The organism is Bradyrhizobium sp. RD5-C2, assembly GCF_019972155.1.
In the GTDB taxonomy this organism is placed as follows: Bacteria; Pseudomonadota; Alphaproteobacteria; order Rhizobiales; family Xanthobacteraceae; genus Bradyrhizobium.
In genome coordinates, this window is the sequence record NZ_BOVL01000053.1 from 1 (window position 1) to 10,740 (window position 10,740).

The window sequence follows — 10,740 nt, forward strand, 5'->3', positions numbered from 1 at the left end:
TTTTGGCGGGTACGGTCAGACCAACGCTAGAGGTCGTCCTCACTGATACGCCGGTCCATCTGCGACGAAAGAAAAAGCCCGACACCGGCATTGCGCTGATCGACCTCGATAGCGCCTAGTCGCCGGACGTTTTTGAAAGCCCATCACGAGAACGTCTCTAAATTGGTCCCTAGGACCGAAGCTGCCTCGATTTCAGGCAAATCGGAGTGGTCGAGCGTGAAATCGGGAAGGTGATGCCGTCAATGCAAGTCGCGAATCTTGCAACCGAGCACGACGGCGGCCAAGGTTGCCCCGATAGAGTTAGCCAAGATGATGACCCAGTCTCCGCGAAGCACCGCAGACGATCCAGAGACCGAGCCCAAGCGTCAACACCGCCAGCATGTGGAGCGACAAGTCCTTCGTGGATCCCGCTGGCCAAGCCTTCCGGACCTGAGGGATATACGATAGCGGCGCGAGCAACGTAGCCATGCCGCCGACATAGGTTGCAATCTCTGACATCCACCCCGATCATTTGGGGAGCAAGCCACCGATCGCGGCCGAACCCGCCGTCAGCGTCATGTCGCCCACGTACTCGGCGGACAACTTCCTGCCGATGGCGCCGACGAAGATGAAATCCAACGGCGGCAGCACTTCCAGCGTGCTCAAATAGACGACGGCGCAGCGCTTCATGCCGCGTCCGCCGATTTCAGCGAGTTCAACCGCTTGTGGAGAAATGCCAATACCATGATCTCTTCGGCGGTCAGCTTTGCGTACTGCCGCTTGAACTTCTGGGCAATCTTCGCATCGATCATCTTGATCAGGTCCCCGGACATGTAGGCACTGAGGACCTCAGGATGGACATAGCTGTTGCGGCAGATGGCAGGCGTGTTGCCGAGCTGCTTCGCGACCTTCTCGATGGCGGCGACGACGTTGCGCTTGGCCTCGGTCTGGCTGTCATACTTCTTGAATTCTGCCAGCGCGAGCGCAGCCAGCACGGTTCCCGCCCACGTGCGGAAGTCCTTGGCGGTGAAGTCCTGTCCCGTGATCTCCCGGATGTACGTGTTGACGTCACCGGAATCGACCGTGTGCGACGCGTTGTTGTCGTCAAGGTACTTGAAGAGTTCATGACCTGGAATTTCGGCGCAGCGCTTTACGACGGCCGTGATGCGCTTGTCCTCGACCTGCAGCTTCCATTGTTTACCCGACTTACCCGTGAAGTCGAAACGGAGCACGCCCCTTCCGATCGCCACATGCTTGCGCCTCATTGTGGTCAGGCCGTAGGACTTGTTCTGCTGGGCATACTCCGCATTTCCCACGCGGATCAGCGTCTTCTCGAGCAAGCTGACGATGGTCGCCAACACCTTGTCACGCGGCAAGCCTTCGAGTTTCATGTCCGCCGACACCTGGGCGCGCAGCGATGGCAACGCGGCCGCAAATTGCACTACGTGCGCGTATTTGTTCTGGTCGCGCAGCTCGCGCCATTTCGAGTGATAGCGGTATTGCTTCCGTCCCCGGGCGTCGACACCTGTCGCCTGTATGTGACCGTTGGCCGATGGGCATATCCAGACGAATTCGTAGGCGGGAGGGATGCCGATCGACTTGATGCGACGAACGATGGCTTTATCGGTGATCTGCTTGCCGTCCTTGTCGTAGTACGTGAACGAAGTGCCGGTCCGCTTGCGGCGATACCCAGGACTTGCGTCGTTTACGTACCGCAGTCCTTCTTCTGCAATCGAAGAGGCGACGTCAGCTGCTCGGTCGGGAACCTCTTCGATCCTGCTATTTCGAAGCATCTTCGTTTCCTCGCAGAAAGAAGCGCTTGCGAAGCAACGGCTTCCTCGAGCGATAAGGTTCGTAGGGAAGGTTGGTTCCTTCGGAGTACGTCGGCTACTTTCGCATTTCGCGGAAGAAGGTCGACTGCCTTAGCTCAGGTAAGCTATAGGCCGGGAGCCTCGACGTTCCGATCAGGGAACATCCGACTTTATGCGCGCGGGCCGGCTTCAACGTCGAACCGCGCGAGAGGACGACGATTGTCGCCCGATGGTGCAACTCGCGCTAGTGGCACACATCGTCACCGGCGGTAGGGAAATCGAGGCTGCAGCGCTCGCCGCGTGTCCCATGGCTCGTTCCTGGCTTGCCGGTTGCATTGAAGATGCCCGCAGAAAGGCGGCGACTGTCACGCCTATCGCTCATTTTCGATATCGATCGCGACGCACCTTCTGAAATTCCTCAGGTCCTTTGATCAGCCTGCGCTTACGACTGGCTTGATCGTCGGGGCTGGCCGCGGGATCGGTCACCTTGTCGATTGCATTGCTGGCCAGTTGGCGGGCGCGTTGCTTTGGGTCTTCGCGGCCTTGCTGATCTTCGCGCTCATCAGTCAGAGGGTTGGTCGGTACGGTCAAACCGAGCTCGACCAACCGACGGATGGCTTCGGACAGGGACGGCATGCCCGGTTGATATTCAGCCCATCTGACCACGCTTGCGCGCATTTCAGGAGATGCGCGAAACCCCATTAGAGGTTCCTTGCCCGTAGCGGGCCGGCCCCGCTTATTCGGTTGAACCTTCATTGAGTTCTTCATCCTTTGGGTTGTCCCTTAAAACAGAGCCGAGCGGAAGATGATGCTTCTGTTCTCGGCCGTCAGAAATAATCTCGTCGGCGTCTTGCGGGTCGAAACGTGACCGTGTCAGATGCAAAAAGGCCCCAGCGAGGAGGCGATGCTGGGGCCGAGTTGCGTGGGAGAGAGTCCGACGAACGATTCTACGCATGGCTTACTTCTTCATGTGCTCCTTGGACATCGCGCCGTCCTTGGACATGGTGCCGTCCTTGGGCATGGTGCCGCTGCTCTTGCCTGTCGTGCCTTCTCTCTCTTTCGGATCATTCTGCGTCGCGCCTGGATTTGCCGCGCTCGGACTGCTGGACGCGCCCTGACCCGAGGTCGCGGCCGGGGAGTCTCCGCCACCGCCACCGCCTCCGCCACCTTGGGCGGATGCCGTCGCAATCGAGCCAACTAGGAATGCGGTTGCCAAGACGATCTTTGCGATTTTCATCGGTCGTTTCCTTCCTCTTTTTAATAGAACAGACTAGAAAACCAGGGCTATTTGAGATCGTTCCTAAAGAGATCGCAATGATGCATCGGAGGAGCGAACTTGCGCTCGCCGCCTGCGGGAAATCTCGATGAGAGGCTTTCCGGAAATTAGCGTTCGCGATTCAGGCGGCGCCTATTGCGGTTGTCGAACATGTTGCGGAACCCGCGCGGCACCTTTGGTACTTCTCCATCAGCACGCCACGAAAACGGATGCCGTACTTTTCCATCTGCGGATTTGGCGCGGTACTCGATCTCGGCCAGTGCATCCGGCTCCACCCAGATCGCCTTGTGAGCAATGCGCTTTGCATAGGATTGCGTTTTCCGGATCAGCGGCGTCAGGCGCTTCCGGAGAACGGTCGCCGAGGCCTTATCGCAGCCATGGTCGACCTTGCCGGCGTAGATCAGGTCATCGCCTTTGCGGCGGCCGGACATGATGCCGTCCCATTTGTTGCCGTCGAGCGCAAAGCCTGCGATCGTCAGCGTCTCGCGCTGCGCGCAGGTTTTCTTGACCCAGTCGCGGCTGCGCGCGCCGGTCGCATACACGCTGTCCCTGACCTTCACGACGCCTTCGAGGCCCAACTTGCAGGCGTGGGCGAACATCTCCGGGCCGTCGACTTCGAAGCTCTCGCTGAACTGGCCGGCAAGACGCCTGCAGCCTGGTTAAGGACCCGCCTTCACGGAGCGAGAGGAACGGTGGTGCCTCGAGGGCGTTCCTATTCCATGACCGAGCCACTGCCGCCCCTTGTCGAAAGCTCGCTGCAGATCGCCTGGGATTTTCTCAGCGGGTCTGGATGAGATTGCCGATCCTCAGCAAACCGCCGAATATCTACTTGGGAACATTAAATCGCAGGTGATGAGAGGGGAGAGTCGGAAGCTTGTATTGGCGAACCGCGCCATAGATAACTTTCGCCGGCGCCCCCAGCTCGTCATCGACTAATCCCCGCTGCCCGATCTGCCACGGTCCTTAGACGGTGGTGCGAGACCATTTGCATGGCGGCTTTGGTTCGTTGAGTAGAGCAGCAACGTGCGCTCAACTTCTGCCGCGACTTGCACACTTCGCTTCGCTTTCGCAGCGACGCGGTTGGCAGGTCCAAGTGAGCTGAAAATCTGATCTTTGGACTAATCGGCGGGCGGCTGGTCTTCAATAGCTCGCAGGCCGGACATTCGGTTCAGCGAGAGCATGCGTCTGCAGTTCTACCTCAAGCAAGCTCGCCGAACGGACGGTTCAGCCGAACGATCTTGAGATTGAGGAACGCTGCGAAGGTCACCCAAAGCAGGTAGGGCAATAGAAGCCAGACGGACAATAGGGAATACCGTCCGACTGCGAGCATGAGCGCCGCGATTGAGAGCCAAAGAAACGGGACCTCGACCAAAGCCCAGTCCGGTCTCTTCAAGGCGAAGAAGAGCGGACTCCACAGCATATGCAGGACGATATTCAAGGCGAATAGCGACAGAATGAGAATACGACCCGGCTTGTCGCCGATGGCATTCGTCCAGGACGAGACGCCCGACCAGCCGGCGAGAGCCAGTATGGCGGTCCAGGCCGGTCCGAAGACCCAATCCGGCGGATTCCAAGATGGCTTGCGTAAGTCCCGGTACCAGGTGTCCACCGTCGTAGACCAGCTGCCCACGGCAAGGACGAAGATAACGAGGGTGCTCGCTATAACGATGGGAACGGCCATTTGGTTTTTCTCTATCTAAAAATTTTCGGACCGAGCTAATTCGGACCGAGCTAATGTAGGCAGCGCGAAGATTCAGTGCACAACGCCGCCCGCTTAAAATACATACGGGCAGCGTTGGCTCTGGCCCCAGGATGTAAAGTGCAAAATCCTGACGGATAGAATACTGCGCAAGCGCGCAATCGTTTCTTACCTCTGAGGAGGTAGTTCGCTGATCGTTGTTTCTAGGAACGAATGGATACGGAAAGAGTCGGCTTTCAAGCTCCCGGTCTGCTCCTCAGCCGCTGGGAGTAGCGATCCCTGGCGCTGTGACTAAAGTCCGGCGCTGGGGGCGCTGGTTTTAAGCTATCGCTACGTGCGCGGGGCTGAGGCAGCGACTTCCATCACGATCTCCGGTTTTCGGAAAATGGCACGCGGCACCCCATGTCATGCCGGTTGGGCGTAACGTGCACTGCGCCGGCCACACCGCAGACCTTGCAGACCAAACGCTAGCCGACGCGCGACCGGGGCTGATGCTGGGGCAGGGCATCCAGGCGTACATCCACCATCCGATCGCAGCCACCATGGCACTGGATGTTGCAGGTGACATGGCCGCCAGCGAGCCATTCCGCGGGACTGCCAGACGGGAATGAGCGGCCGGACCATTGGTGTATCGACGCTGGCCAATGATCGCGCCATCCAGCGTCGGGTGAAACCGCCACGCCTCGCGGGCAGGAGGCGACGATCACCACGGATTGGTCAAAGCGCAAGGACACGAAACAAAGAATGCCCGGCAGCGTTGCGGGCAGCCGGGGGACAGCAACACTCGTGTCACGAAACTGAAATACAGCGTTGGTGAGATTGTCGCCCAACCTGCGGGTGGGACCGCCAGCGCGGGCAAGGCGGAGCCACTTTGTTTACGCGGCCGAGTGGCTCCGCTCGCGCGCTGAACTACCTTTCGGCTGAACGGTGAGCCGGTATGCAATGAGATTACTGCCGTCAAAAACCTCGAGCACGGTCTCGCATATATGGCATTGATACTCACTGCTATGACCAAGTTCGGACGATAGTTCCAATCGTCGGAACCCCGCGCCGCATCTGTCGCACGAACCTGCTGGCCTTCGGTAGATCGTAGGCCAGCAGCGTCATAGCAACGCCGAAAATGGTGTTGCTCAACGCCTCCAACCGGCGCATTTCGAAAAGACCGATCTATGGAGTCTGGCGCTGCGAGGTCATCGTAATCCTGAGCTGTTCGCAACCGCGATCTTTCCGGTCTTCGTGTGCATGTTCGGAACGCTGATAGCCGTCGTCGCGCCATCCGTTGCGCAATTCACATGGTGCCCCGCATTCGGCGCGCCTCTGGCAGGCTGGTGGGCGGCCCGACGTTGGCCGTCGAGAACGAATTCGCCATCTCAGTGTCCTGATTCCGATTAATCGAGCGGCAATCAAGGTTTGGCCGGTGCTCTCAGTGCTGCAATGGCTTTGGCCGATGTTACGGGGCCCCGGTAAAGTGTGAGTCGACATACTCAAATGAAAGGCACTCAGTAGTGCCCGGATCATCGCCCGGCCACGGCATCCATCGGTGACTGAGAGTTTTGTGCTCCCGTCCATACCGCGAGGATTTTATGCCGAAGAATACGCCCCACCTCTCTGCAATAAATGCAGCGAGCCCCATGCAATGGCTGCTAGCGAAGAGGGGCGGTCTTGAGTGACGGTCTAGATTCAACAAAAACGCCAACGCTATCATGCCAGCTCAGGACGATGTTCACAGCACCTGCTGTTGCACACTGAGCGCCAAGCCGGCGCAGGAAACGTCTTCCACCAATAACCCCCGCCGGGTCTGGGACCGACGGGGGTTGGGAAAGATGGTGCGAGGCGAGACATATCCCGGTGTCGCTCCAAGGACCCACCCGCATGACAGCGTGATGAAGCAGCCTTCGCAAGGTGATTTGATGGGCAACCAACCGCAGATTAGTGCAACTCAGTTCCTACAAGTTGCGTCTTTCCTCTTTGAAGAGTTCCTCCAAAAAGCGCTCAAGAGCTCGCTTGCCAGCATATTCCGCGGCAGTCGGAGACTGAAAGCCATTCGAGCCGAATAGCGCGCCCATTGGCTTGCTTCGTCTCCCCAGCTCCCAATGCCACGGTTATGGTCTGGCGCCGGTATCGATAATCTCTATGTAGTAGTCTGGCTCTGTTTCCCATGGGGGCATGAAGATAGACCGTGGTCGCGCCGAAATAAGGACTGCACTGCATGGTCCCGCTTGCCTAGACTTCTCCGCATAACATGGCCTGATTTATGCACCGAAGATGCCACACGGAGGAAGCGCAATGAAGCGGGACCTTTTGGCTATCTGCGGTGGAATACTCGCGAGTGGCGCGATCGCTTGGAGCTTATGGGGAAATCCGACGAATGTGCCGCACATGCACGGGCTCCAAACCATGGCGGCGGATCAAGATTTGAGACTCGTTTCCCAGCGGAGTCCATATATGCGGGATGAGCGTTAGAGCCGATCATCGCTCTCACGGTCACCAAGTTGAAGGCGGTCATTGTGGAGATTTTGGTCGTCCGCAGCGCTACAAGGTGGCTGCGCTTGAAAGGGTGGCCGTGCCGGCGCGAGCACTGTTTTCACCGCATGTAGCGTTCGAGCTCGTGGATTGGCGTCCACTTCGGCCGCCTGACGATGTCCAGCGCCGCGTCTGTTGCGTCTCGCAGCGGGCATTCATGCTCCGCCGGTTTTCCTTGCAGCCGCCGGCGCTCCCGACTTAGGCTGCCGCGTTATCTCAAGAGGAGAGGCGACGTGGCTACAGGTACTGTTAAGTGGTTTAATCCAACCAAAGGATACGGATTCATTCAGCCCGACAACGGCGGCAAAGACGTATTCGTGCACATTTCGGCGGTCGAAAAGGCCGGTCTGAGCAGTCTCAACGAGGGTGCAAAGGTAAGCTATGAAGAGAGGGAAAATCGGGGCAAGACGTCTGCCGAGAATCTGAGAGTCGGCTAACGAGGTTCGGAGCCGATCCCCGCCGGTTCACGCCCGGCGGGCCTTCGTTTTAAAGCTAGCGCACGCGCGCCGGTTAGTGGCGATGGTGCCCCCAACCATAATGGTGGCCACGGCCCCAGCCGTAGTGATGCCCGCGGCCGCCGTGATGGCCCCATCCATGGCCGTGGCCATGACCGCCCCTGACTCGGATGACGGTATCGGCGCTGCCGAGAGCACTTGGCGTTGCGACGGGCAGCGCGGATGCACTTCCGACCGCTGCAAGGCTGCCGAGTGCAGCAAGTCCAACAAGTGCAAATTTGAGCTTCATTGGTTTCCTCCTATGCCGTTCAAAAAACGAACTCCAGAAGAGAGTTCGTTTTCGCCCGCGAACCAGAGCGTCGCGCACAGTAGGAAGCTCAATGTGAACGAGGGATGAGCGAACGACGTTAAGCGAGGTCGTTGTTCATGAGCAGCGTGGGCTACGGTCCAGCGCAGGCGCCCGCCGATCTGATTGCTGATTTGCTAACGGGCCTACCCGAGCTTGCGCCGTTGGCGCGCTGCATCCGACGGCTGACAGCAACGAAGAGATCCGACTGGCCGAGTACCTCGACAAGTCGATCTAAAATCATTCGCTCGTTGGAGCGCGGTCGAGGTTCCAGGTATTCTTCGAGTATTTCTTGCGCGGCGCTGACTGCTTTGAGAGCGATATCTTCGTCCGACATCTTAGGACTCCGAATAAACTTTTTTTCGGTTCCCAATTCGTGAACATTCGGCATCGGTTTTCGGCGGGAACAAGTGGCAACGCTGGAAGTCATGTACATGCTCCCGCGATCTGGTTGCCCCCCGACCGGGAGTTTGGTGGCGACCCTGGCGCACCCCGCGCCCGGGTCGCTGTCCGTTTACGCCCGCGCCGGATCGCTTTTCAGCTAGCTCTTATGTAGCGCTGCGCGATTTTAGGTTGATGGACCGCAGGAAGGTGTCCAGCCCGCTCTGACTGCAGTTTTTCTTCTCACCGGCCTGTTGAGGCGTGTCGGCCCGGACCGGCGGTGAACTAATTTCGACAGCCGCTCTTCGCTTAGCCAATTGGTATTTTGTGTCTGCGGGATCATGCCAATGTCGAGAAATGATCTTCAACGGCTCCTTCCGCTGTTCGCTCGGACGGGGCGTGACAGCGACTTGGACGGGGGCTGTGGGGCCAGCAGACGTTGCGGACGAAGCATCAATTGTAATCGCAAGTTTCGCGGACCCTGACGGCAACGGCTGGATGTTGCAGGAACGAGGCTATCGCAATCGGAATTCTGTCGACGTCCTTTAGGCGATATAGTCTCTGACGCGCCGTGAAGGCTCGGATGTCCGGTTTTGGCCCCTTTTCGGACGTGCCGAAGGTTCAGCTTGGATCCGGAATTCGCCAAAATGTTCAATCTGACATTCCTTGGTACCTCGGCCAGCGTGCCGTCCGCCGATCGCAATCATCCGGGCCTTCTGATCGAGGCCGGAAGCCATCGGTTCCTGGTGGATTGTGGGGAGGGAACGCAGCGGCAGCTATTGCGCAGCGGCGCGGGCTTCCGGCGGCTCGATCGCCTCCTGCTCACTCACGCGCATTTTGACCACGTGCTCGGGATTCCAGGACTCTTTTCGACGCTCCGGCTGCGCCAGAGCGAGGATCTCGTGACCGTCCACGGCAGTCCAGGCACGCTCGACGTCGTCGTCAGGATGTTGGCTGGGCTCTGGGGCGAAAACAGAGCGCCGATCCCCTTGCAACTCGTGCCGCTGCAGCCAGGCTTGGTCCTCGACGCCGACGAGTTCTCGGTCGGGTGCTTTCCGGTCCGCCATCGCGACACCGACAGCTATGCCTTCGTCTTCGAGAGCGCGGCGCGCCGCCATCTTCGCCCCGACCGCCTTGCGGCATTCGGGGTGCCTGACGGGCCGATCCGGAAGGACTTGGTTGAGGGCCGCTCGATCACCCTGGCGGACGGCCGAACGATCGCTCCGGAGAGCGTTCTGGGGCCGCCCGAAGGAGCCCGGAAGCTTGTTATCGTCGGCGACGCCGAGACAACCGACGGCTTGGCGGGGTACGTGCAGGATGCCGACATGTTGGTCATCGAAGCCACCTTCCTGGCGCGCGACGCTGGACTAGCGCGCGACTACGGACATCTCACCGCGGCGGAGGCAGCGTTACTGGCGGCGGAAAACGGCGTGAAGCAACTTGTCCTGACACACATCTCCGGACGCTATCCGGATGAAGAGATCCTGGCGGAGGCATCGCGGACCTTTCCAAATAGCCGCGTTGCGACGGATTTCACAACCATTACCATCTAGGCGATCCCTTTGAACAACATCGACTCCCCCGCTGCGAAAACCGCGATCCCGGCGACCACCAGAGCGTTCAGGGTCGGCATCATCTCGGATACGCACGGCCTGTTGCGGCCGGAAGCGGCGCGTGCGCTGGCTGGCGTCGACCACATCATCCATGGCGGTGACATTGGTCAGGCCGGCATCATCACGGCGCTGCGTCGGATCGCGCCGGTCACTGCGATCAGGGGGAACGTCGACAACGGCGATTGGGCCGGCGGATACCCTGACACCGAGCTCATAGAGCTTGCAGGCCGGACGATCTTCGTATTGCACGATCTCAAGACGCTGCCAATCAACCCCGTTGAGCGCGGCATAGACATCATCATCTCCGGCCATTCTCATGTGCCGAAAGTCGATACGGTCAACAATGTGCTCTACGTCAATCCCGGCAGCGCCGGGCCAGGGCGCTTCAAGTTGCCGATCACGCTTGCGACGCTCGATGTTACGTCTGACAATCTGCGACCGGTCATCCATGAACTCGTGGCCCGTTGAACTGCGCGGCGCAGGGATATGCAGGGCGAAGGTCCGATGCTCGGCCTGTCCCACGCCGTGATGGTTCGGCATTCAGCGTGACCACGAGGAAATCGACCGCATTCAATCGCGTCAAATTGGCAGGTCCAGTTGGGGTCCCACCTGATCTTGGTCATGGAGCGCGGAGAGCGAGACGCCCAGTAAGCGGAC

Annotated in this window: 10 protein-coding genes and 3 pseudogenes; 3 read left to right on the forward strand and 10 right to left on the reverse strand. The window is 59.2% G+C overall.

Going from position 1 to position 10,740, the window contains the following annotated elements; genetic code table 11:
• Nucleotides 1-300: 300 nt before the first annotated feature.
• From BraRD5C2_RS34125 to BraRD5C2_RS39780, 9 genes and pseudogenes are all read right to left on the reverse strand, one after another.
• Nucleotides 301-498 (reverse strand): SemiSWEET family sugar transporter, encoded by a 198-nt coding sequence (locus BraRD5C2_RS34125; protein WP_223975864.1) that lies wholly within the window; start codon nucleotides 496-498, stop codon nucleotides 301-303.
• A gap of 9 nt (nucleotides 499-507) precedes the next feature.
• Nucleotides 508-669, reverse strand: coding sequence for a hypothetical protein (locus BraRD5C2_RS34130; RefSeq protein WP_223975867.1), 162 nt, complete (start codon nucleotides 667-669; stop codon nucleotides 508-510).
• Complete coding sequence (locus tag BraRD5C2_RS34135) at nucleotides 666-1,772, reverse strand: DNA topoisomerase IB (RefSeq protein WP_223975869.1); 1,107 nt, start codon at nucleotides 1,770-1,772, stop codon at nucleotides 666-668. Before BraRD5C2_RS34135 ends, BraRD5C2_RS34130 begins: the two co-directional genes overlap by 4 nt.
• A 396-nt stretch (nucleotides 1,773-2,168) precedes the next feature.
• Nucleotides 2,169-2,546 carry a hypothetical protein gene (locus BraRD5C2_RS34140; RefSeq protein ID WP_223975871.1) on the reverse strand — a complete coding sequence of 126 codons (378 nt, stop codon included), beginning with the start codon at nucleotides 2,544-2,546 and terminating at the stop codon, nucleotides 2,169-2,171.
• Between the two features lie 202 nt (nucleotides 2,547-2,748).
• On the reverse strand, nucleotides 2,749-3,027 hold the full coding sequence (locus tag BraRD5C2_RS34145; RefSeq protein WP_223975873.1) for a hypothetical protein: 279 nt from the start codon (nucleotides 3,025-3,027) through the stop codon (nucleotides 2,749-2,751).
• Between the two features lie 242 nt (nucleotides 3,028-3,269).
• Nucleotides 3,270-3,701 (reverse strand): annotated as a pseudogene (locus BraRD5C2_RS34150) (ATP dependent DNA ligase); the annotation flags it as partial.
• Nucleotides 3,702-4,264: 563 nt separating this feature from the next.
• The gene (locus BraRD5C2_RS34155; RefSeq protein ID WP_223975875.1) at nucleotides 4,265-4,747 is read right to left on the reverse strand and encodes a TspO/MBR family protein; all 483 of its coding nucleotides are present in this window, start codon (nucleotides 4,745-4,747) and stop codon (nucleotides 4,265-4,267) included.
• A 1,095-nt stretch (nucleotides 4,748-5,842) separates the two neighbouring features.
• A pseudogene (locus BraRD5C2_RS34160) lies at nucleotides 5,843-5,917 on the reverse strand (TMEM175 family protein); the annotation flags it as partial.
• A gap of 1,332 nt (nucleotides 5,918-7,249) precedes the next feature.
• Nucleotides 7,250-7,435 (reverse strand): annotated as a pseudogene (locus BraRD5C2_RS39780) (hypothetical protein); the annotation flags it as partial.
• Between the two features lie 86 nt (nucleotides 7,436-7,521).
• Here BraRD5C2_RS39780 and BraRD5C2_RS34165 point away from each other — a divergent pair.
• On the forward strand, nucleotides 7,522-7,725 hold the full coding sequence (locus BraRD5C2_RS34165) for a cold-shock protein (protein WP_076865209.1): 204 nt from the start codon (nucleotides 7,522-7,524) through the stop codon (nucleotides 7,723-7,725).
• 458 nt (nucleotides 7,726-8,183) lie between these two features.
• On the opposite strand, the gene BraRD5C2_RS34170 is transcribed toward BraRD5C2_RS34165, so the two are convergent.
• Entirely contained in the window at nucleotides 8,184-8,426 is a 243-nt protein-coding gene (locus tag BraRD5C2_RS34170; protein WP_223975878.1) for a hypothetical protein, read from the reverse strand.
• 691 nt (nucleotides 8,427-9,117) lie between these two features.
• On the opposite strand from BraRD5C2_RS34170, the gene BraRD5C2_RS34175 reads away from it, so the two are divergent.
• Together BraRD5C2_RS34175 and BraRD5C2_RS34180 are read left to right on the forward strand one after the other, a co-directional pair.
• Nucleotides 9,118-10,023 (forward strand): ribonuclease Z, encoded by a 906-nt coding sequence (locus tag BraRD5C2_RS34175; RefSeq protein WP_223975881.1) that lies wholly within the window; start codon nucleotides 9,118-9,120, stop codon nucleotides 10,021-10,023.
• 45 nt (nucleotides 10,024-10,068) lie between these two features.
• Entirely contained in the window at nucleotides 10,069-10,551 is a 483-nt protein-coding gene (locus tag BraRD5C2_RS34180; protein ID WP_223975710.1) for a metallophosphoesterase family protein, read from the forward strand.
• Nucleotides 10,552-10,740 lie beyond the last annotated feature (189 nt).

What these genes read in the sequence shown, in the direction of transcription:
- BraRD5C2_RS34175 (WP_223975881.1), top strand. Translation starts at nt 9,118, where the DNA reads ATGTTCAATCTGACATTCCTTGGTACCTCGGCCAGCGTGCCGTCCGCC.
- BraRD5C2_RS34145 (WP_223975873.1), bottom strand. Translation starts at nt 3,027, where the DNA reads ATGAAAATCGCAAAGATCGTCTTGGCAACCGCATTCCTAGTTGGCTCG.
- BraRD5C2_RS34130 (WP_223975867.1), bottom strand. Translation starts at nt 669, where the DNA reads ATGAAGCGCTGCGCCGTCGTCTATTTGAGCACGCTGGAAGTGCTGCCG.
- BraRD5C2_RS34170 (WP_223975878.1), bottom strand. Translation starts at nt 8,426, where the DNA reads ATGTCGGACGAAGATATCGCTCTCAAAGCAGTCAGCGCCGCGCAAGAA.
- BraRD5C2_RS34140 (WP_223975871.1), bottom strand. Translation starts at nt 2,546, where the DNA reads ATGAAGGTTCAACCGAATAAGCGGGGCCGGCCCGCTACGGGCAAGGAA.
- BraRD5C2_RS34155 (WP_223975875.1), bottom strand. Translation starts at nt 4,747, where the DNA reads ATGGCCGTTCCCATCGTTATAGCGAGCACCCTCGTTATCTTCGTCCTT.
- BraRD5C2_RS34125 (WP_223975864.1), bottom strand. Translation starts at nt 498, where the DNA reads ATGTCAGAGATTGCAACCTATGTCGGCGGCATGGCTACGTTGCTCGCG.
- BraRD5C2_RS34135 (WP_223975869.1), bottom strand. Translation starts at nt 1,772, where the DNA reads ATGCTTCGAAATAGCAGGATCGAAGAGGTTCCCGACCGAGCAGCTGAC.